The 22787-nt window shown below is 36.9% G+C and carries 19 protein-coding genes and 2 pseudogenes; 9 read left to right on the forward strand and 12 right to left on the reverse strand.

Annotated elements, in window-relative coordinates; genetic code table 11:
- Window positions 1-3: 3 nt before the first annotated feature.
- Together HUS24_RS15670 and tatC are read left to right on the forward strand one after the other, a co-directional pair.
- A complete protein-coding gene (locus tag HUS24_RS15670) occupies window positions 4-429 on the forward strand; it encodes a hypothetical protein (protein WP_173912899.1) in 426 nt (141 codons plus the stop codon).
- On the forward strand, window positions 426-1175 hold the full coding sequence (gene tatC / locus HUS24_RS15675) for a twin-arginine translocase subunit TatC (protein ID WP_173912900.1): 750 nt from the start codon (window positions 426-428) through the stop codon (window positions 1173-1175). The genes HUS24_RS15670 and tatC overlap by 4 nt, the downstream gene beginning before the upstream one ends.
- A gap of 55 nt (window positions 1176-1230) precedes the next feature.
- Here tatC and HUS24_RS15680 read toward each other — a convergent pair whose 3' ends face one another.
- The 5 genes from HUS24_RS15680 to HUS24_RS15700 are packed head-to-tail and all read right to left on the reverse strand — an operon-like array spanning window position 1231 to window position 5593.
- Entirely contained in the window at window positions 1231-1989 is a 759-nt protein-coding gene (locus HUS24_RS15680) for an ABC transporter permease (protein ID WP_173912901.1), read from the reverse strand.
- A complete protein-coding gene (locus HUS24_RS15685) occupies window positions 1986-3185 on the reverse strand; it encodes an ABC transporter substrate-binding protein (protein ID WP_173912902.1) in 1200 nt (399 codons plus the stop codon). The genes HUS24_RS15680 and HUS24_RS15685 overlap by 4 nt, the downstream gene beginning before the upstream one ends.
- A gap of 10 nt (window positions 3186-3195) precedes the next feature.
- Window positions 3196-3984 (reverse strand): ABC transporter ATP-binding protein, encoded by a 789-nt coding sequence (locus HUS24_RS15690; RefSeq protein WP_173912903.1) that lies wholly within the window; start codon window positions 3982-3984, stop codon window positions 3196-3198.
- A 3-nt stretch (window positions 3985-3987) separates the two neighbouring features.
- A complete protein-coding gene (locus HUS24_RS15695; protein WP_173912904.1) occupies window positions 3988-5037 on the reverse strand; it encodes an acyl-CoA dehydrogenase family protein in 1050 nt (349 codons plus the stop codon).
- Window positions 5030-5593, reverse strand: coding sequence for a carboxymuconolactone decarboxylase family protein (locus HUS24_RS15700; RefSeq protein WP_173912905.1), 564 nt, complete (start codon window positions 5591-5593; stop codon window positions 5030-5032). The genes HUS24_RS15695 and HUS24_RS15700 overlap by 8 nt, the downstream gene beginning before the upstream one ends.
- 105 nt (window positions 5594-5698) lie before the next feature.
- Here HUS24_RS15700 and HUS24_RS15705 point away from each other — a divergent pair, with 105 nt between their 5' ends.
- Together HUS24_RS15705 and HUS24_RS15710 are read left to right on the forward strand one after the other, a co-directional pair.
- Window positions 5699-6613: an AraC family transcriptional regulator gene (locus HUS24_RS15705; RefSeq protein ID WP_173912906.1), complete on the forward strand. Its 915-nt coding sequence runs from the start codon at window positions 5699-5701 to the stop codon at window positions 6611-6613.
- 152 nt (window positions 6614-6765) lie between these two features.
- A pseudogene (locus HUS24_RS15710) lies at window positions 6766-7670 on the forward strand (IS5 family transposase).
- 520 nt (window positions 7671-8190) lie between these two features.
- Here the strand turns inward: HUS24_RS15710 and HUS24_RS17170 are convergent.
- Window positions 8191-8482: pseudogene (locus HUS24_RS17170) on the reverse strand (LrgB family protein); the annotation flags it as partial.
- Between the two features lie 1071 nt (window positions 8483-9553).
- Between HUS24_RS17170 and HUS24_RS15720 the strand changes: the two are divergent.
- The gene (locus tag HUS24_RS15720; protein ID WP_173912907.1) at window positions 9554-11806 is read left to right on the forward strand and encodes an ankyrin repeat domain-containing protein; all 2253 of its coding nucleotides are present in this window, start codon (window positions 9554-9556) and stop codon (window positions 11804-11806) included.
- A gap of 438 nt (window positions 11807-12244) precedes the next feature.
- On the opposite strand, the gene HUS24_RS15725 is transcribed toward HUS24_RS15720, so the two are convergent.
- From HUS24_RS15725 to HUS24_RS15750, 6 genes are all read right to left on the reverse strand, one after another.
- Complete coding sequence (locus HUS24_RS15725) at window positions 12245-13828, reverse strand: rhodanese-like domain-containing protein (protein WP_173912908.1); 1584 nt, start codon at window positions 13826-13828, stop codon at window positions 12245-12247.
- A gap of 17 nt (window positions 13829-13845) precedes the next feature.
- Window positions 13846-14400 (reverse strand): cysteine dioxygenase, encoded by a 555-nt coding sequence (locus HUS24_RS15730; RefSeq protein ID WP_173912909.1) that lies wholly within the window; start codon window positions 14398-14400, stop codon window positions 13846-13848.
- A gap of 1 nt (window position 14401) precedes the next feature.
- Window positions 14402-15397 carry an ABC transporter substrate-binding protein gene (locus HUS24_RS15735; protein ID WP_173912910.1) on the reverse strand — a complete coding sequence of 332 codons (996 nt, stop codon included), beginning with the start codon at window positions 15395-15397 and terminating at the stop codon, window positions 14402-14404.
- 35 nt (window positions 15398-15432) lie between these two features.
- Complete coding sequence (locus HUS24_RS15740) at window positions 15433-16521, reverse strand: LLM class flavin-dependent oxidoreductase (RefSeq protein ID WP_173912911.1); 1089 nt, start codon at window positions 16519-16521, stop codon at window positions 15433-15435.
- A 116-nt stretch (window positions 16522-16637) separates the two neighbouring features.
- Complete coding sequence (locus tag HUS24_RS15745) at window positions 16638-17534, reverse strand: LysR family transcriptional regulator (protein WP_173912912.1); 897 nt, start codon at window positions 17532-17534, stop codon at window positions 16638-16640.
- A gap of 153 nt (window positions 17535-17687) precedes the next feature.
- A complete protein-coding gene (locus HUS24_RS15750) occupies window positions 17688-18653 on the reverse strand; it encodes an aliphatic sulfonate ABC transporter substrate-binding protein (protein WP_173912913.1) in 966 nt (321 codons plus the stop codon).
- A gap of 433 nt (window positions 18654-19086) precedes the next feature.
- On the opposite strand from HUS24_RS15750, the gene HUS24_RS15755 reads away from it, so the two are divergent.
- The 4 genes from HUS24_RS15755 (at window position 19087) to HUS24_RS15770 (ending at window position 22775) form a co-directional block, all read left to right on the forward strand.
- Entirely contained in the window at window positions 19087-19851 is a 765-nt protein-coding gene (locus HUS24_RS15755) for a methionine ABC transporter ATP-binding protein (protein ID WP_254433883.1), read from the forward strand.
- A gap of 1 nt (window position 19852) precedes the next feature.
- Window positions 19853-20518 carry a methionine ABC transporter permease gene (locus tag HUS24_RS15760; protein ID WP_173912914.1) on the forward strand — a complete coding sequence of 222 codons (666 nt, stop codon included), beginning with the start codon at window positions 19853-19855 and terminating at the stop codon, window positions 20516-20518.
- Between the two features lie 134 nt (window positions 20519-20652).
- Window positions 20653-21861, forward strand: coding sequence for an acyl-CoA dehydrogenase family protein (locus tag HUS24_RS15765; protein ID WP_173912915.1), 1209 nt, complete (start codon window positions 20653-20655; stop codon window positions 21859-21861).
- 83 nt (window positions 21862-21944) lie between these two features.
- Window positions 21945-22775: a MetQ/NlpA family ABC transporter substrate-binding protein gene (locus HUS24_RS15770; RefSeq protein WP_173912916.1), complete on the forward strand. Its 831-nt coding sequence runs from the start codon at window positions 21945-21947 to the stop codon at window positions 22773-22775.
- The last annotated feature ends 12 nt before the right edge of the window (window positions 22776-22787 follow it).

A 22787-nucleotide genomic window follows, 5' to 3' on the forward strand; every position in this document is an offset into this window, starting at 1 on the left:
CCTATGTTAAATGTTGGCTTGTTTGAGCTTGTCTTTTTTATCAGTTTTGCATTGATATTCTTAGGCCCTGAAAAACTAGTAGAATTATTAAAAACTGCTTATGGGCTGTATCAAAAGGTCAAACAACTGCTACAAAATTTTCAAAATGACATAGAACGTGAACTCAAGCTCAATGAGTTACAAGAACAACTCGAATTTGAAATTAACAAAGTAAGAGATTTGGAAAAAACTCTCAGCCAGAAAATTTATGCTGAACTACATTCTGATGAGCCTATTTATATTGGCTTGCCATACAGCAGTTTAGGAAAGATTGCAGTGGTTTCTCCCATGGATCAAGCAGGACAGCTTGATCTATATCCATTGAGTTATACCATTTTAAATGAGCATATCCTTACTCCCTCATATTTAAGTAGATCTATGTATTTATGAAATCTCAAGACCAATCATCAACTGCTGTAAATTTACTGGATCACTTGGCAATACTGAGAAAATGCCTGATTCAGATCATTTTGATGCTGGCCGTGGTATTTTTATGTTTATTGTCCTTTGCTCAAACACTATATCAAATATTTGCTCAACCGCTCTTACAAGCATTACCAGCGAACAGTCAAATGATTGCAACTGATATCACTGCGACATTTACTGCGCCTTTTAAACTCACCCTATTTATTGCTTTTTTACTTTGTTTACCATTTTTGCTTTGGTGTATATGGCGTTTTATTGCGCCTGCGCTATATCTGCAAGAAAAGAAATTAATCATTGCACTATTTAGCTCAAGCTTAGTTTTATTTTATCTTGGCATCAGTTTTTCCCGTTATATTGTTTTGCCTTCTGTACTGTATTTTTTTATGCATATTGCTCCTGATGCTGTCTTACCCATGACAGACATTAGCAGTTATTTAGGCTTTTGTTTAAAGCTTTTTTTTACTTTTGGCCTGTGTTTTGAAATCCCCGTACTTATTATCGTGTTATTACTTTCAAATTTGGTAACTCTGGAACAACTCATAGAGAAGAGAAAGTTTATTATTGTGGGATGCTTTTTTATATCGATGTTCATTACTCCACCAGATTTACTCAGCATGTTATTACTTGCCGTACCAATGTGGGGATTATTTGAAATAGGCCTATGTGCAGGAAAATTTCTTCCAAATCAATCACAACATTCAGCTGAATAAAGTGATCCACATAGATATAAAAAGGCCCGAGTTAATCAGGCTTTTTTATATTTGATTAAATCGCAATGCGCTTTTGTAAGCTAACTACTAAACGGTCTAGGACAAAACCTATAAAACCGATAATTAAAATAATCGAAAGTAACTCAGTATAATCCAGACGGTCACGTGCATCTAAAATAAAATACCCAAGCCCAGAGCTCACACCCAACATTTCACTCGGTACCAATACGATCCAGACAATTCCAATTGCCAAACGCAAGCCTACCAATACTTGCCCTAGTACACTGGGCCAAATAATTTTTTGCAAGATTTCACGTGGAGTTGCATCTAAACTATGTGCAAGCTTTAACAATTGAGGATCAACTTTTTTTACGCCTGTCGCTGTATTAAGAATAATCGGCCAGACTGCGGCAAAAGCGAGTAAGAAGTAAATCGGTTTATCGCCCACCCCTAAAATCATCACTGCAATTGGCATCCATGACAATGGGGAAATCATGCGTAAAAACTGGAAAATTTGTGAACTTAATGCATCTGCTTTTTGATTTTGCCCAATCAGCAATCCTACTGGAATCCCAATCAACAAGGCGAAACCTAGCCCCACCAATACACGTTGGATGCTCATCCAGATATGAGAATAGGTTTCAGCGTTTTGGATTAATGTTAAAAACTTGGTCAATGTCGCATTTAACGTAAATTGCTGAAAAAATCCTTCAGGAATAAATGTCCCAGCAACAAGCCAAAGGCAGAAAAATCCGATGAGTCCGAGTAATCCATAACTATGATATTTCCAATTTGGCATCATGATATTATTCATAATTGAAAAATCTCCTGACGGGTAAAGGACTCAGTGAGACCAAATGCTTTCATGCCACCCAAGTTTTGAATGGCTTTTTTAACAAAATGATCATCAACTAATTGGCGTGCCGCTAAAGTTGGATTCAGTTGATTTAAAAATGCAGGATTACCTTCAACCTGGGTATAACGCATACGTTTGATTAGTTCAACTGTATAACTTTCAAAAGGATAAGGCTGAAAATCGATACGATGATCTTGCCATGCAGGATGCTTAATTGCACCTGCGCTTAAATAAAATTTCTGCCGGGATGGATTGGGATTAACTACTTCAGAAATTACAGCATGAATGTGTGGTGTTAAACGTGGTTTATGCTCACGTGAAATCAATTTCGCAACTTCACTACGATGACTACGGCACCAAAGTTGGGCTTCCACAATACCATTCACCACCTTTTGCGACCATTCTGGATTTAGTTGTAAGTCTTTCTCATGCATGTACACCACGCAACAGGCATGTTTTTTCCAGACATCTCCCGTAAATCGCAGTATTTTTCCAATCTTCAGATGTTCTGCAATTGCATTAAATGGTTCTGCAACGAGGTATCCTGAGATCTGCTTACTAAGTAGTGCTGGAGGCATATCTGAAGGAGATAATACGATGATCCCTACTTCATTGGATGCCAGTTGCCCTTTTTGTTTAGTGATGACCTTCAAGCCTGCGTTACGAAGCATTTCCTGTAATACCACGTTGTGGACCGAATACCAAAAAGGAATCGCAACTTGCTTGCCACCTAGGTCCTTTAAACTATTGATATGTCTAGCAACTGTCAGAGCTGAACCGCTAACATGGTTCCATGCCACAATTTTTGCAGGGAAATGACTGCCGAAACGTGTCCAGACTGCCATCGGTGATAACAAGTGAATGACATTCACACTACCGGATAGAAAAGCTTCCACCAGTTGCGCCCAGCTCCGAAATAAAATAGGTGGATCGACTTGTAGTCCCTGTTTTTCGAATAACTTATTTTGATAGGCAACCAATAACGGTGTTGCATCGGTAATTGGAATATAACCAATTCTTACCCGTTTGGTTTTTGTATTTTCAGGCTTGGTTTGTGCCAGGCTTGCTTGCATTGGCACGCCTACAGTTCCGGCAAAGAGTCCCATCAATTTAAGAAAATCTCGACGAGAATGATTAATATTGTCATCACACATGTCTGTTTCCTTAAATATTTTCTAGCATTTTGGCTTGATGTTGATGTAGCAATTTCAAAATATCATTGCGAATTATTGAAAACTTATTTTCCCAAATATCGCGTGGATGATTTTGCGTTAATGACCATATTTGACTGATGTTTGCGGGTTGACCAGATAAAAAGAAAATACGGTTAGAGATAAGCAAAGCCTCATCAATATCGTGTGTGATCATCACTGCAGCACCAATTTCTTGGCTTTGTACTAAGTCGACCAATAGTCTTTGTAATTGGGCACGATTCAATTCATCTAATGCACTAAATGGCTCATCGAGTAATAAAAGACGTGGAGATTTTGCCAAAGCGCGAGCCAAGGCCACACGCTGCGCCATACCACCCGATAAAGTGTTTGGCTTTGCATGGGGAATATGCTCTAGCTTCACCCGTTGCAAAGCATTACTCACCCGCGTTTGGATTTCTACCTCATTTTGTTTAGTCTGATTTTTAAAATTTTGTCCAAATGCAACATTTTCTGAAATGTCCAGCCAAGGCAATAACACTGCAGATTGAAACATAAATGCCATTTCAGACTTTTGTTGAGCAATAGTTTTTCCTAATAATTCAACTTGTCCTTTTTCAGGAGCATGCAAACCTGCAAGTGTCGACAATAATGTCGATTTACCTACACCACTAGGTCCCAAAATGGTAATGATTTCACCTTGTTGGATGTCAAAATCTACACCATCAATCACAGCTTGGGTTTTACCCGCATGACTGATTGTAAGTTGCTTTGCTGTGAGTAACGCTTGACTATTCTTCATGTCTTAGGCACTTAAACGTGACAATTCAGTTTTTAATTGCAAGACACTTGGTGTCACAATTGGAATAAAGGCTGATTCTTTTAGGCGTCTGGTAAAGCCATCTTCATAAGGTGTCAAATAGCACTTGCCGCCTGTACTGCATAATTCTAGCTGAATCGCATGTTGAGTAAGTTCACTGAGTGCAATTCGGATCTCGAATAGGCATCTAGCTTGAATAACGAATTGTCCTGATTCCAGTCCAGCAAAGAGAGCCGTCAGATTTTTTTCTAACTGCTGCTGAATATAGGCAACTTGATCATTGACTACATTTGAGTGTTTCTTGGCAATGACTTGCTGTAGACTGCGTTTAATCAAACCAATAGATAAGGCACACTGTAAGCCTAGAAATGCTGGACGAATGACAGGAAGATATTGAGTGGCGTCATCACTTAATAATTCTGTTTGTGAAACAATAACATCTGTAAGAATAGCAGCAGCAGTAGAACTGCCTTTCAATGCGATCAAATCCAAGTTTGGTCGACGATCAAAGCCAGAACGATGAGATGGCACTAAGAACAATAAAGGTCCTTGAGCGCTATCAGTAGCGATAGCTACACTAAATCCGTCAGGATGAAAATTTGTAACCCATGGCAATTCACCATTCAGTTTCCATCCCCCATCCACTGCTTCAGCATGAATTTGTAAGGGTTCCAAGCCTGAGAGAAATTTCATTGCATTAGATAAACCCGTAGCTCCTGCATATTTACCAGCAAGCAGCTCATCAAAACGAAACTCATCTAAAGTATCGGCTTTTGCAGTAAGTAAATATTCAATATAAGTACGCTGACTCCAACTCACAAAAGCAGCGGTGACTGAATAATCTGCAACTTCTGCAATGGTTTCAATTGCATCTTTTAAGGTATTGCCAAGACCACCAAATTGTTCAGGCACACCTTGTCTAAATACATCGGCTTGACCTAATTGTTGCAGTAAAGCAAGACTGACGTCTGCTTCGCCTGCATTTAAAGCCTCTGCATGCTGTTCTAACCAAACAGCTAACGCGGAATTAAGCATTTTTCGGTTCCCATTTGTGTGCAGCAAGTTGGCTATTCAGTTCAGTACGAGCCAAGCTATTCGCATAATTACACAAAGTCGCAAGACTCAGACCCAGTAAAACATCCAATGCATTTTGTTTAGTAAAACCAGCATCAAAGAATGCTTGAGTTGTTTGCTCATCCACAGCACCTTTGGTCAATAATGCTTGACGTGCAAAAGTAGACAATGCATTTAAACGAGTATCAGGTAACTCTGCTTGATTACGTAAGGCTTGGACAATTTCAGGTGCAAGTTTGGCTTTATTTTTTGCCAATACTGTATGACCAGCGACACAGAATGTACATCCATTATCTGTAGCCGCAACCAATTGCACGACTTCACGTTCTTGTACATTTAAGCTACAGCGGTTATTGATTTCAGAAACGGTTTGGTACATTTCTAACGCAGTCGGTGCGTATGCTAAAACACCTAAAAGATTGGAACTAAAACCATTCGCTTTTTCGGCATTAATCAGGCGTTGTTTCGCTTCTTCAAGTGCTTGTTCACTAGTTAAAGGTTGGAAATAAGTCGTCATGATATGTACTCCATTAAGAGCACTTAGTGTTGAAAATTTATAGTATTCTCTCAATGTTTATTGGTATTAATAAATGCTTTATCGTCTAAACTATTGGAAGTTTTTATGCTTAATAATTCTAAAAAAATGCTAAGTTGGTTGATTGACCACTTGGAAATCGAGACATCGCTCCAGCATTTAAGCCGTTATCATCAACAATGGTCAACTTCCATCCAGGGGCAAGGTCAAGCAAGTTTCCATTTGATCCTTCAGCAAGATTGCCATTTTCATCTTCTTGAAGAGCAAAACTTTATTCATCTTTATCAAGGAGATGCTATCTTTCTTTTTAAAGATACACCCTTTATTATTACGGATACTACTCAACGGATTGCTCCGTCTTTGACTCAATTACAACGTAACTTAGTCAACAGTGAAGATTCAAATATTTTGTCTTGTTCTACACATCTCGCATGTGGTTATTTTACATTTCGCTCTAAATTCTCTGAATTGTTTATCGCAGCATTACCGCCCTATTTGGTCTTAAGGCAAGATGATCAAGCATTAACTGAATGTTCAAACATATTTGAATTAATACGTCATGAAGCAGGCTTGGACAATGCAGCTTCAATCAGCTTAATTGAGCGCCTTACCAGTATTTTATTTTATTACTTGATTCGCCATACTTTTAGTCAAGAAAACCATAAGAAGTTTCCTCTTTGGATATTATTTAATGATCCGACTCTTTATGCTTTGATTTTAGAAATTGTTGCTAAACCTGATGCAGATTGGACTTTGCAATCCATGGCAGCAGTTTGTGGTATATCGCGTGCTAACTTTTCTAAGTATTTCTCTGACATTGCAGGATTTTCAGCCACACAATTTGTTTTATATTATCGTGTTCAGTTGGCACAACAATATTTGGCACAAGGCATGTCTATTGCAGATTGTTCTGAAAAAATTGGCTACCAATCAGTTGCTGCATTTACACGTGCTTTTCAGCGAGTGACCCAAAAGAATCCAAGCCAATTTATGAAACGCTAATTTACTTAAGTGTTTGTATTTTTATACAATTAAGTTATTCTGATCTAGTTTATTTTAATCATGAACAGCTTTGTTGCACAAACCTGTTCTTCAAAGCTCCTTTAGTAATATAATTTTCGAATGAAGAAGCCTCAAAAAAAACCTATCGTACAATCAATTGCTCCTCGTATAACCAAACCCTAATTAATCGTGGCAAACTCACCATTTGGTTTGATCTAAATACCCAGTGGTATGCTAAGAAAAATGGCAAACAAGGTCGTAGCCCAACCTATTCAGATACTGCAATACAATGTTGTTTAATGATTAAATCTCTATTCAGATTTGCATTGCGTATGGTCACAGGTTTTGTTCGAAGTTTGATTAAATTGTCAGACTTAGATTGGACGGCGCCTGATTATTCTATGCTGTGTCGTCGCCAAAAACATATTGATATCACAATTGATAATTAGCTATCAGAAAAGGAATGATGTGCTTCATCTACTCGTCGACTCCACTGGGCTGAAGTTTTTGTGTGAGGGGGAATGAAAGCGGAAGAAATATCAGCCTGAATATCGTCGACAATGGCGTAAATTACATATAGGTATTGATGCAGAAACTCTGTAAATATGGGCAGTTCAATTAACTACAAATAACGTGGGTGATTCACAAGTGATTGGTGATTTGTTGGATCAAATGCCATCAGATGAGCGAATAGATTCGATATATCGATGGTGCTTATGACACGAAACGCTGTCGACAAGTGATTACAGATCGAAATGCAAGTGCAATCATTCCGTCAAGAAAAAATGCCAAGCCTTAGAAAGATAAACGAGCAATTTCAATTGAACGTAATACACTACTTGATACAGTAAAGCGTTTTGGTAGAGTGATATGGAAAAAATGGTCAGGGTATCATCGAAGAAGTTTGGTGGAAACCAAGAGGTACTGCATTAAATTATTAGGCGATAAACTGAGAGCGAGGAACTTTGAAAGTCAGGTCAATGAGGTTCATGCACGTATTGCCGTATTGAATAAATTTACCGAATTAGGTCGACCACATACCCAAATTACATTTTAAATTTGGTAAACCCAAGAAAAATTGGCCTTTATATGTTTGTGCAACAAAGTCCCTTAAATACATTAATATTTCCTTTATCTTCATACATTTAATCTAGAGTAAAAGGCAATTCAATTTGATAACTATCCACCTCCTGATGAACAAATAGTATTGAAAAATTAAACTAAACTCAGACCAATTATTTTTATAAAAGACATCCTTTAAAAATAATAATTGATCTAATTTTAACTTTTTGGGGTATAGAATCACATTTTCAATTAAGCTGTCTAAAGCTTTTCTCTCTAAATGGAGATAAAAAGCTAAACCAAAAACTTAATCTATCATCACTTAAGTCTTGATAGAGACTATGATGCTTCAAGTTTGAGGCGAGTTACTCCTCACCAATCAAACCCCTCCATCAGTCATTGGATTTTCTGAGTCGTTAAACCTAGCATCGAAATACTTATAATCTTAATTGGTTCTAAATCATTGGCTAATTTACTAAATTCTTGGTGGTTTGTTACTGAATAATGTTAATATTTTATTGATTTAAAACATAAAAAATAAGAATATATTTCGTCAATGCAATCACTGTGGGTGCAAAAAGCACCATCACAATGCTTGAAATAATCATTGAGAGGCTGGCGATGACTCCTTCCAACTCATGCTGCTGTCTTGCACGAGCAATCCCCATCGCATGCGCGGCATTGCCAAATGTAGTTCCGTATGGAATTCGTTTTTTTAAACCTCATCCACAGTAGTAACAAATCACCCAAAAGCATGCCGACCAAGCCAGTAATCACAGTAAAGAGCGGAATTAAGCTGATAGAACCACTAGAAATTATATTTAAGACCGTTGGAGACCTCGTACTTACCAAGACAACCTTGATCTTTGCCAAGGAGGTTATGATCCAAAAAAATTATACTTATAAAGAACAGCTAATTAAGCAACTTTTTGACATTAAGTTTACAGATTTGACCTCTGATTAAAGGCTCAAGTAAGGATAAACTATTAGCCTTAGAATGAAAATATATTGATTTTGAATGGAAAAAAATAAAACTTAGAGACAAAGTGGATAATATTGGTAAAGAAATTCCATTGAGTAATTATGTTGAAAAATTACTCTTCTAACTAAAATCTACATCTAATTCTCAATACGTATTTAGTAGTTTCACATCCAAATGTGGATATATAGTAAATCCATACAAAACATTCAATAAAATAACTGGTAAATATTAAGCTAACCCTCTATGGTCCGCAGATCATTTGAAACATTAGCAGGATAGACAAAAGTAGTTAGCAGGATAGACAAAAGTAGATAAAGGTGTGCTCGTTCAAATATCAGGACATAAGCCTAGTACATTAGTTGAAAGACACTCTACCGTCCGACCACATGATATGCTCAAAGAAGAACCTCAAGAATATGAGAATTGGCTTTTAAAAGAATCCAAAATTAGTTTTGAAAAATTAAACTGCATTCTCTCAGAAGAAGAAAATATTGCATTTCTATATTCTTCGATGCATAGCAATATCGCTATGCACACGAAGGATAACCCCTCATGAACATTAAATACAACCGTCCACCATCGTCTCATCCTGGCTCTGGTGGCAATTGGCCAAGTACAACAGGTCGCCCATCAGGGGGTGGCCGTGGTAATGCCAAATAATCATTAATGGGGAGCAATCCCCTTAAGCCAGGATTACCGATGAAAAAGTACAGTAATGACAAAGAGTTGAACAAATTTATTCGGCAACTTATTAAGGATGGTATTGCATCTTTTAGATCTGGCAAAAAACATGATTTTTTGCTTGTAAATCAAATACAGAAGATTACGATACCAAGTACACCTAGTGACCGAAAAGCCTATTTAAACTTTAAAACAGATATACGCAGAGCTTTACAATGCCCAAGAATACCTTTCCAACAACTATAGAAATTGTTCGTGATTTATTTAGTCACATGGATACCAAGAGCCAACTCTCAGAGACGGATTCTAAACACTTAGATGGCTCATCAAACAAACTATTCACTTCGCACTATGATATCGACTTATTTTTAAATCAATTGTGCCCAAAAGAGTTTTCAGAACGTACAAATTTGCAATTCATAACGTTGCTTAAACGCAATGTGTTAGAGCGCTATAATACAATGCTATTACATGCTCGCTTAACTGCCTTGATGAATGTTGATTCTATCCGAACTTCACTATGGTCGAATTACTTAGTTCCATCTCTTCATCAACTCATAACCTTTCGTGTTACACAAATGGGCATCTCTAAGCACTGGAAAGGCGAAAACTTTATTCAAGAAAGCTTAAGTTATCTTAAAAATAATGATGAAAACTTTGCTCATTTTTGGAAAAGTGACGATTTAAGTCCTGATGATAAAAATTACATCAGTAAATTTGGTCGCCGAGATGCATTACCTACGCCATCGACCTTAAAACGCTTATTCTTGACCGATAATAAAGCATCGCAGGCACATTATGAGATATTGTGTTTTGCGCGATTACTACAAGCTTTAAAAATTAAATATGGGTTCTCCTTGAAACATGGAAACTTTATCCAGTTTTTGGCCGAACAACATAACCAAAAATTAAAGTCTTATCGTATTTCGCAACATGACACCCAAACACTAACATTTAGAGCGATGGCTATTGCCAATACACAAACACATTTTCCTTTTTTAATGGAAATCCCTCTTTCATATCAAAAACTAACTCAAGTATTTTTTTATAAAACCTATGTTAAACGTATTGATCAAACCGATACTCGTTTAGGCTCAACAGGTGAGACAACTTTTCACTTAAATACATTGATGATAAACCAAATAGATAAGCACCTTGCTGAACACCAGGAAATAGGACATCTCCTTCCATATATACATTGGGCTAAAGCAGTTAATTTGGTATATCAATATCAGTTTAAGGAAGCACTCACTGAATACGAACTGTGCTTAGATGGTTTGTTATATCGTGATATGCGGTATTTAGAAGTACTGCTAAATGAGATGCTTTGCATTGCTTCACTTGTTGAAAGCCAAAATAAACTCATTGGCAAAATTTCAAATTTAGCGATCCTATTTGACCTTAAAGTTGGAATTTTTAATCCAATTGAGCGCCCTGAACGTTTTAAAATTGACTTTGTTTTTGAAGAGTGGGAAAAAGAAGCAACCCTGGTTGGATTCTTTAATTATTTTACTGCTGTGACTTTTAACGACAAAGGTACCGAAATTAAAAAATTAATTCCAAAAATCGGCAGCCTTGCAGTTCCTATGGATATTAGCCCTGACTTTAAAAAAGTGAATGCAAGTATTTACATTGATATTGAACAAAGACGTAAATGGCCTCAACTTCACTACTTTGTCGCTATCGGAGATTTTTCTACGGCTAGAAAGCTTATTGAAGCTGGCGCCAACATAAATGCTTTAACATCAAATAACGAAAGTATTGTGCTGTTGGCATTAAACCACATTAAAGCTAAATCCGATGAAACATACGCATTCATCCAATATGTATTCAAATGTGGTTTTGATAAAGAGCTTTTAAATAAACGTACAGCGAAAAAGCAGACTTTCCCCCTAAACCTCGCTGTTGAGGAAAATCTACCAAAACTGGTAAAACTCTTATTGGAAAATGGGGCTAATCCTAATAATACAGGTCTTTATGGTATTTCCATGCTTTACCAGAATTTAGGTGTGATTGGCATATTGAATGGTCATAAAGTTGAACAAGCCATTGATAAATATCTTGCCGATTCGATTAAACGTCACTCTAACGGAGGCAGTGATATCGAAAGCTATAAACAATTTCAAAGTCTACCAGACAGTGATCCGAGAAAAGTCTTTTTTGAAGAGATGAAAAAAATCTCTCTTGGAGACAAAAAAGTTTGTGATGCCTACGAGATTTTTGAATTGCTTTTACAATATGGTGCCGATCCAAATCAAAACACAGCTCAGCATCCAATTAGAGGCTATACACCCTTCATGTTAGCTGTTGAGAAAGATAATGCTTATGCTGTCGATCTTATGCTCAAGCATGGAGCTCAATTGGAACAAAGCTATGTAAAAGCAGATGAGGGACGTCGTGTGTTTTTACAGGAAATAGCTGAGTATTTTAAAGCTAATCAAGCTAAAACATTAATTGGAATAGCATGATTTATACCCCCTCTTTTATCTCATCCAAAGAGGGGGGAAGCTTTATTTAGAAAAATTAGCACTTAACCTATTTAAGGTATCAAGATTCAAGAATTTCATTGACACCAAAATCTGTCTAATTTTAGCACGCTTATAAGTAATTACTTTTTGATATTCAAAGTTATTGTTTTTATTAAATAATTCTTGATTCAACTGTGTTGAGTAATACAAAGTGTCATACAATCTTCTTATAATATAGTAAATGTTTGTTGATCTTACTTCTTTTAAATCTTTATGCAACAAAGCCTCTGGAAATTATATTGCTGAATAAGCCTTCAAGAATAGGTTTGTGGAACAAAGCCATATTCAGTTAAGAATTACATGAGTCTGATATTAATTAAGCCAAGAAATGTATTTCTATATTTCTTGGCTTAGAATGCTTATTATTTTGAATAAGTTTTATATTACAAAGAATCCATGTGTACCGTCATTCTTAAGCTGATCGACTAAACCGAACTCCCAATCCAAATAAGCTTGCATTGCTTCATTTGAATTATCAGTACCTTCATAAGGTCGTTTATAACGATCAATCTCTTCAGAAAGTAATTCTAATTCTTGTGATAATGGCAGACCTGCCTGCAGCCACGCAGCATTACCCTCTTTTAAGATATATACTTTTTGCTCTGGTTTGAGATGAGCTTTGATTTCTGATACAGCATATTGAGCAAGCAAACTTGAACCACAAGTTACAACAATAGCATCTTTGTTTGTAAATTCTGACTGCTGGATCAGTTTAGGTACATCTGCTTTCAAAACCCATTGTGCACTTGGAATATGCCCTTTTTTGTAGTTAGCTGCAGTAGTGAAATCCCAAATAGCAATGTTCTGTATTTCTGAAAGCTGTTGCAATTCTTTTGGCGAAATAAACTGGTCAACGTCTATCTTCGGTGTAGCAGGTTTCCATCCTCCCGTCTCAGCCAGAAGTCTTGAAAAATCATCTTTGAGTATATAAACCTCCCAGTTCATTTGTGCTAACCAAGAACCAGTCATATATGCCCGAACAAGTTGATCGTCAACTAAAACTATACGAGCACCACGTACTGCAGCATAATGGTCAGTTTCTTGTACCAGCTGACCACCTGCTACCCAACGACTACCATGTAAATGCCCTGCTGCATATTCCTGTTCAGAACGTACATCAAAAATATACGTGGTTTTATCTTCTTTTGCCTGTAGATCTTGTAAGTCAGTTAAACTGATTTGCTTTACGCCGGCTTGCTTTGCCAATTCTGCAGCATTTTGTTTTGCCTGCTCGTCAATCTGGATATCAATAGCTACAAATGAACGTTGCTGACCATGTTCTAGTTGTTGTCCAGCGAGTGTCCAGCCAATCGTTCCATTTCGTAATGCAAAAATTTCATGAGGTAACTTAGCATTAATGAGTGATTGAGTCCCAATAATACTACGAGTACGGCCAGCACAATTTACGATAATTTGGGTGTTTTCATCTTTAACCAATGAAGGTGCACGTAAAACCAATTCAGCCCCTGGAACACTTACCCCAGTTGGGATACTCATAGTCTGATATTCATCAAAACGCCGAGCATCTAAAATAATGATATTTTCTTGAGCTTCAATTTTTGCTTTTAGTTCCTCAGCACTAAGAGAGGGTGTGCCTTTATGATGCTCTACAAACTCACCAAATGCTTTACTGGCAGAGTTAACGTCAATGAATAATTCGCCACCATCACGTTGCCATGCTGTCACCCCACCTTCTAAAAGTACAATATTGCTATAACCGTATTCAGTAAGTTTTGCGTATGCACGCTCCACACGGCCATCGCCATCATCATAAATGACTATTAGAGTATCTAGACGAGGGATACGGTTATAAATTTCAATTTCTAGACGTGATAAAGAAATATTTGTCGCAAATAAAGGGTGATTTTGCGCAAAAATGTGCTCTTCCCTTAAATCCACAATAGCAACTTCCTCACCAGCCAGCAATTTTTCACGGATTTCTTGATAAACGATCGTTTTCATTCTTTTAATATCACTCTTTAAAAATTTGAATAGCCAGAAATAAATGGTTTAGCTGTACCGTCTGGTTGATAGGTAAAACGCTCAATTTTGCCTATATTTGCACCATAAATATGGATGCTGATTGAGACTTTATCCTCAAAGGCATTGTTAACAGCATGAATATCTCCTGTAGCAGGTGTAAACCAGTCGATATCTTCCACTTCGAGATAATCACATTGAGCAACTGGATGTAAACCTGCCTCATCACGAGTATAAGGTGTAGAGACTTCTGCACCTTCGAGCACACCAATTACACCCCATACTTCGTGGTTATGAATTGGTGTTTTTTGACCTGGTCCCCAAACAAAGCTGACAATGGAAAAACGCTCTTCAGGATCTAGATACAATAGATATTGTTGATAATATTCTGGATGCGGTTTTTTAAACTCTGGTTCAAGCCAGGTTGAATCCTGGAGGAGCTTTTTAAACTCCGGTGTAAAGCGTTGAATTAAGTTTTGCTCATTCAGTTGTTCTACAAATCCCTGCTCAATAGCATGAATTACAGGTGCTAAGGCATTCAGATATTTAGCCATATTATTTTCCTGCTTGCTTTGTCTTAAACTCACGATCAAACAGACCGCTTACATCAATTTTCTGATTTAATAATTGGTGTTTATGATAGAAATCTGCTGTGTCTTGCGAAATAGTAATTACATCATCAGTAATACTAGTCCATTTGGCATTTTTTCGTTTGAATGCTAATGTGGCTGGTTCTTCTGGAATTCCGGTGATTTTTGCAAGCTCTTTACCAAATGACTGATAATTTTTATTTACCCAATTCTGTGATTCTTCAAGCCGGTAGATAAAGTCCTGAATAGCTACACGCTTCTGCTGATCTTTTAAAGCTTGCTCTGTAGCAGCAAGGAATGTAAAACCTGAATATAATCCACGTCCATTTTCAATGATTCGAAAACCATCAATGACTTCAGCATAAGCTGTATACGGATCCCAAACTGCCCATACATCAACATTACCATTTGCAACAGCAAGTTTGCCATCTGCTGGTGGCAAAAACTTAAAATTCACATCAGATGTTTTCAAGCCAGCACGCTCTACAGCACGTAATGTAACTAGCTGACCAATCGAACCCTTATTCGCTGTAATAGTTTTTCCTTTGATATCCTGAATGGATTTAATCGGACTATCTTTAGGCACGAGTAAAGCTACTGCATACGGATCATATCGGTTAACCGCAATTGCGCGTGCATGACCACCATTTGCATTTGCAAAGATGAATGGTGCGTCTCCAAGATAACCAATATCAATCGCGGTAGCATTTAGTGCTTCGGCAACTGGAGCTGCTGCCGGGAACTCATACCATGAAATTTTATAATCGATACCATCTAGAAGTTTTGAAGTCTCTAGCTGGGCACGCATATTTCCTTTTTGATCACCAATTTTGAGTTCAATTTGTGCTGAATTTTTAGGTTTAGTCATTTCTTTTGTATTTTCAGCTTGATTAACCTGTTTTTCACAAGCGGTTATACTTATTGATATAGCACTAATAAGGCCAACTAATATTTTTTTCATTTCAATCTCACTTTTTAATATTTTGTCAGCAAGGCCTAGGTAATCTTATTTAATTTATCCAGTTCGGCCGTTTTATGACGAATGCTTGGTAATAGTTCTTTTCCGTATTCAATGACATCATTTAATGGGTCAAAACCACGAATCAATACGCTGTTAATACCCAGCTTATAATATTCTGCAATAGATTCTGCGACTTGCTCTGGTGTACCCACTAAAGCTGTAGAGTTATGGTTGCCATGTACTAAGGTAGAGATGCCTGTCCATAAATTAGTGTCATGGACTTCTTTTGATGCCAGTTCTACTAAACGCTGGGCTCCTACACTTTGAGCACTTTGTTTATCTTTGCGCAGACCACGGTTTTCAATCTGATCTCGAGTTAGACGGTAAATATCCTGCGCCTTTTCCCAAGCCTGTGCTTCGGTATCTGCAATAATTGGACGGAAAGAAATATTAAAATCAAGTGGATTTTTACGCTCAAAATTTACTTCATTTGCTCGAATATTTTTTATAAGCTCTGCAGCACCAGCTAAAGGTTCACCCCAAAGTGCAAATACATCTGCATGTTCAGCAGCTACATTTAATGCTTCTTGAGAAGAGCCCCCGAAATATACTGGCAAATGAGATTGATAAGGTTTGATTTCTGAGAAACCATCTTTGACTTGATAGTATTTACCATTGTACTGGAAGGGTTTATTGCTGTACCAAGAAAGCTTGGCAATGTCTAAAAATTCTTTTGTACGTGCATATCGTTCAGCTTTAGTTAAGAAGTCACCATCACGCTGCTGTTCTGGATCACTCCCCCCTGTAATGACGTGAATTGCTAAACGGCCTTTAACTAAATGATCTAGAGTTGCATACTTACGTGCAGCTAAAGTTGGTGCTATAAAACCTGGACGATGTGCTAATAAAAACTTTAATTTCGACGTATTTGCACCTGCATGAGCAGCTACAATAAAGCCATCGGGCTGGTCTGACCATTGACCAATCAATACCCGATCAAAACCAGCATCCTCATGGGCTTTAGCAAAATTTGCAACATAATCTGGATTAAATACTGGACCTTCTGCTGGAGTCGTTTCTGAAGCAAGACGATGACCTATCATGCCTAAAATTTGAATTGTCATTTCAATTTCCAAAAAAAATTTGAAGTTGAAACAACTGTAAGTTAAAAAATAGTATGCGTTAAATAAATATTTATAATAAACTAATATTAATTTAACGCATAAAATAAATTTTTAGATTACGCTAAATGCACTTCTTTGTTAAATCGTTCCATAATTACATCAAACAATTCAGCTTGGGCATGATTTAGGTTTTCCCTGCGTGCATTGTAAACAATGACATCTAGATTGAGTTCTTCAATATCTAGAATTGATAACTGATTAAAATGTGGCGTTTGAGAGATTAATTCCTGCGCAAAGAAACCCGCACCGACACCTTGCTGTACTAAATCTAACTGAACTCTGGCTCCAGTAACTTCAATTTTCAAATTTAGCTGTTCATGTTGTTTTTCCAACTGTTCAGTTAAAAATTCTCTAAATCCACATCCTTTATTATTTAAAATCCAGCCTAGCTCTTGTATATCTTCCCATGCTGAAATGCCAGATCTACCTAAAGACTTTGAAACTACAGGTCTAATATGTAAAGTACCCATAATTTTCAGAGCATAATCTTTTGGAAAAGCACTATGTTCTTTTGCAGTAGAAATTACGCCATCAAGTTCATCTTGAGCTAATTTAGATAATAATTCCTTACCCCACCCTGTACTCATTTCAATTTTTGCAGAGGGAAAATCTTTTTGGAGATCTTGTATCATTCCAAAAATACCAGACTCTGATAGGCTATTTGGAATTCCTATCCTAAGGTGTGTTGAATTTACACTTTGTAAAGCAATAATTTGCTTCAATCTATTGAATTCTTGCTCAATAATACAGCACTGCTCATATATTTCTCGTCCTTTTGCGGTTAACTTTAAAGGACGAGTATTTCGATCAAATAGTTGCACTGAACAGTCTTGTTCCAGGCTCTGAATGCGACGTGTAACTGCAGGCTGTGTAATCCCTAATTGCTGTGCTGTTAGACTGGTAGATTGCAATTTAACAAATGCGGTAAAAGCGTGAATGTCTTCAATCTTCATTGAAAATTAAACCTCGGCATGATGGCACTACAGCCTGTTGCACTATTGAAATCTTACAAAAAAATCCAATTTGAAAATCAAACCGTTAAAAATAAAAAATTCTGAAATCTAATTTAAAATTTCAGAACTTATTCTATGTGAAGTCTAGACTTATTATTGAAAAATGTCAGAACTCTTTGCATTAATTGTTTTTGAAATCAAATTTTCGTTATAAAAAGCATCTGCAATTTTTTGTTGTTCAACCATATCACTTACAACTACAGGCTGTACGTTATAACTCCTGTTTTTATTTGCTTTCAGTACGACATCTTGCGGTAAGCCACCCCATAAAGGACTTAAAGTTTTTGCAGTTTTTTCAGGATGATCTTTAACCCATTCTGCTTTTTTCTGTAATTCAACAATGATCAGTTTTAAAATTTTTGGATACTTTCCTGCAAAGCTTTGTGTAGTGAGATAATAACGCGTATAGCTCGCAAGTCCTTCACCTGTTACCAAAATCTTCGCATTCTGAATAACTGTACCACTTGAAACATATGGCTCCCAAGTCACCCAAGCATCTACACCGTTCTGTTCAAAAGCTGCGCGACCATCTGCCGGGCTAAGCCAAGCTGGCTGAATATCCTTAAAGTTCAAACCAGCTTTGTTTAAAGTAGCGATCAGCAAATAATGACTTCCAGCTGCTTTAGTAACTGCAATTTTTTTTCCTTTTAAATCTTGCAATGTTTTGATGTTAGAGTTTTGTGGAATTAAAATTGCTTGAGCATGGGGTGATGCCGTTTCTTTTGCATAATAAGTTAATTCTGCTTTAGCAACTTGTGCAAAGACTGGCACAGTATCGGCCACATCTGCAGTGACATCAATACTTCCTACATTCAATGCTTCCAAAAGAGGTTGACCACTTGTGAATTCATGCCAGTTAACCTTGATATTGTACTTTTTAAGTTCCTGCTCAAGTTCACCCGACTCCTTTAATAAAGTCATTAAAGTTGATGAACGCTGATAACCAATACGTATACTTGGAGGTGCTTTATCTGCTACTGTTGGCTGTTCCTCCTTGTTACAGGCAGTTAAGGTAAGAACACTAAATATCAGTGAGAAAAAAAAGAGTTTTCTAGCCATTTGCGATCACGTCTATGAATGAAATTGAAGGATTTAATTTCAGCGCATTCTAGAAATAAGTTATGTATAGAATGAAATAAATTAATTTCATATTGAAAGACAAAAATAAGAATAATCATTTCAGAGTATATAGTCACAAACATAGAAAAATTCTTTATTTTCAAATTTATAAAACTTCATTAATTGGATCATAAATCATAAGCTATTGAAATATATTGTTAATTAATAAAGGGGGCTCCTTTTCTTTTAGTGTTTTTAAAGGCATAGCAATATATTTTGTTCCTTCTAGCATCGTTAACTAATCCATAAATTATTATTAATTTTTTTAATATAAATTTATTAATAATATTTATTATAAACATATTAAATTCTGCATTATGTTAACTGCTATAGAGCAATCGCATTCATGATGATGGGGCAACATAGAGAATCAATGATGATACAACTGCAGAGTCTGAATAAAGTATTTGTACAAAGGGACAGCCAACTTACCGCCGTATCTAATGTCAGTCTGAATATTCATGAAGGTGATGTTTTTGGCATTATCGGTTTTAGTGGTGCAGGAAAGTCAACCCTACTGCGCATGATTAACTTGCTGGAACGCCCGAATAGCGGTGACATTAAAATTCAAGGAAATTCTTTGCTTCAGTTGTCTAGAAAACAGTTACTTGAACAGCGTAAATCTATTGGTATGATCTTTCAGCATTTCAATCTATTAACTAACCGTACAGCACTTGAAAATATTGAATTGCCTTTAGAATTCTTAGGTGTATCGAAAGTGGTACGCCGTAAACGTGCGCTAGAATGCCTTGAACTTGTCGATCTATTGGATAAAAAAGATGCTTATCCAAACCAACTCAGCGGTGGTCAAAAACAGCGTATCGCAATTGCGCGCGCCATTGTGACCCAGCCAAAAATCCTACTCTGTGATGAGCCAACTTCTGCGGTAGACCCACAAACTAAAGAATCTATTTTGTATTACTTGTCTAAGATCAATAAACAGTTTGGCATCACGATAGTGATTGTGACTCATGAAATGCAACTAGTACATAAAATCTGTAACCGTGTAGCGGTAATGGAACAGGGTCAAGTAATTGAAGAGTTTGACCTCAATCAGCCAATCCAGCAACCGGTCAAATCTATGATTTCAAAATTACTACTCAATGATGTCAGTATCAGCATAAAAGAGGTTTCCTAATATGTACGAAAAAGTAATCAATATTTGGCCTGAAATTCAAACAGCACTTGGCGAAACCTTTTATATGCTGTCTGTAACGATTCTACTCGGCATTATTTTTGGTGGAATAGTAGGCACTGTACTGTATTTAACTCGTGATGGCTCAATTTCTAGCAATAAGTTGGTAAATGGCGTTTTAAATGCTGTAGTGAACTTCATACGTTCTTTCCCTTTTTTAATTCTTGCTATTTCCATTGTGCCTTTAACACGCTTAATTGTCGGAACTTCAATTGGTACAACAGCCGCGATTGTTCCAATGACCATCAGTTGTATACCTTACTTTGCTCGCTTTGTCGAAGCTGCATTATTAGAGGTCAACCGTGGGGTAATTGAAGCAGCAGAAGCAATGGGTGCAACTAAATTTCAAATTGTACATAAAGTACTGTTTTCAGAAGCACGTGCAGCGATTGTTAACTCAATCACTATTGTGACAGTGAGTTATTTTTCTTACTCCACGATTGTTGGGATTGTGGGGGGTGGCGGTATTGGCGACTTTGCTATCAGATATGGTTTCCATCGTTTTGAAACAGATATTCTGATTTTTACTGTGCTTATTATTATTTTTATTGTTCAGATTATTCAATTTACTGGCAACTATTTTGTGAAGCGATTAGATAAACGTTTTTAAGGAATTAATTTATATCTGAAGAAGTGCAAATAATTAAAGATGCATTTACTGCCAATGATACTCGTGATTTCGTACTGAAAAACTATTCAGGCACAGTCACTTGGGAAAATAGTAAGTATATAGGGGGCTATTTTATGAATATTGAAGTTAAGGAGGTGTCAAATGCATCACTTCCCTACCATGAGCGTCCAGAATTTCTTGCATTGATTGATGCAGTTAAAGCTGATTTAGAAGTACGTGATAGTAACGGTGAACAACCACCAGCTCAGATAGTCCGATATCTGAAATCAAAAAAATTGGGTGCACTTCGTCTACCAAAACAATATGGTGGTCAAGCACTTAGCATTGAAGAATTGTTTGCCGTGATTATCGAGCTAAGTCGTGCGGACTCTGATGTAGCACATATTTTCCATTCACATTTTCAGTTTACTGAAGATGTGTTGAAACATCCCGATCCTTCATACCGTGAAAAATGGTTTGAGCGTATTGCTAATGGAAAAATTATTAGTAATGCCCTAGCTGAACCATCTTTACATAATATTGGCAATGGCAAGCTGATAACCCATATCCTAAATGAAAATGGCAAACTATTTTTAAATGGAAAAAAATACTTCACTACCGGTACCTTGCATGCTGACTACGTATTAGTATGGGCACAAAGTCACCTAGATTCTTTATGTCATGTAGTTGTGCCGACAAATCGTGAAGGAGTAGAAATTTTTGATGACTGGATTGGCATTGGTCAGCGTAACACTGCCAGTGGTACCACTTTATTTAAAAATGTTGTCATTTCCGAAGATGAAATCCGTTGGTCTAAACGAAATGGCTTAGTGAATAAGCCATTTGCACAGCTGTACATTCAAGCCATTATTGCAGGCCAAACTAAAGCCATAGAAGATCGTACTGCTGTGCTCCTGACCAATCGTGGTCGCACATTCAGCTATGGTAATGCTGAACAAGCGCGTGATGAACCGCTTTTTCTAGAAAAAGCAGGTGAAATTTCTTCTATTTCTTTTATTGTTGAAAATTCCGTTTTACGGGCAGCACGTTCATTAGATCGTGTGATCCAGCATTTAGACCTTCCCAGCTATGATTCTATACTGCAGCAGGCAGCGGCAGATGCAGCAAAAGTAAAAGTCGCAATTGATCCTCTAGCCCTAAAAGCTGCCAATCTGATGTTCGAAGTTATCGGTGCTTCCGCAATGGGAAGAGATACATTTAATGATCGTCACTGGCGCAATATTCGTACGCTATCAACGCATAACTCGGTCAGCCTGAAAGCTAAGGTATTAGGTGATATTTTAGTCAATAAAAAAACTGTACCAGATATCGGCTATTTCTAATCTAACAGTGTACGTTAAGTGGCCTGAAAATTTAAGGCGTTATTTAAAACAACCGCGCAAACAGCGCACATAATGGAATAGCTATGAAATTTAAAAATGTATTGATTGCTGCGCTTGCTACATCGATTGGTTTTGGGTTGCCAGGCTGTGCTAAACAAGATAAAACAGCTACTACTGCGAACAGTGAAACCAAAGTCGTTACTTTACTTACACGAGATAATCCTCCATATCCACAAATTGCTGAATATGTAAGGAATAAAGTTAAAAAACAAAATATTGAACTGAAAATTAAATACGCTAATGATGGCTTGATTCCGAACAAATCAGTGGCAGATGATGAAGCTGACTTAAACTATTTCCAGCATAAATATTATATGCAATCAGCAAAAGAATTAAATAATTGGGATTTAGTAGCAATCGCATCAACTTTTAATGGAATGTTTGGCGCTTATTCACCGAAATATAAAAGTCTAAAGGATTTGCCTGAGGGAGCTAAGGTTATTATTCCTTCAGATCCATCAAATGGAGGGCGTGCACTCAATTTATTAGCGCGTGCGAAACTGATTGAATTAAAACCAAATACGGGTGCAAAAACCAGCTTAAAAGATATTACTTCAAATCCTAAGAATTTAAAGTTTTTAGAAGTTGAGCATGCATTAGTACCAGTTAGCTTTAAAGATTCAGACTTAGCAATTATGGCAGGTGCATATACTATTCACGCTGATCTGATACCCAAACGTGATTCAATTTATCTTGAACAAGATAATCAGGAATATAACAGTGTACTAGTATCCAATAGCAAAGCTGCTCAAAGATCTGAAGTAGAACTCGTTAAAGAGGCCTTTATCGCAGAAGATACGCGTGAATTTGTTTTAAAAAATTATGCCGATACGGTTACTTGGCCAAAACAATAAAACTACTTCATA

It is taken from the genome of Acinetobacter sp. Marseille-Q1618, assembly GCF_902809855.1.
Lineage (GTDB): Bacteria > Pseudomonadota > Gammaproteobacteria > Pseudomonadales > Moraxellaceae > Acinetobacter.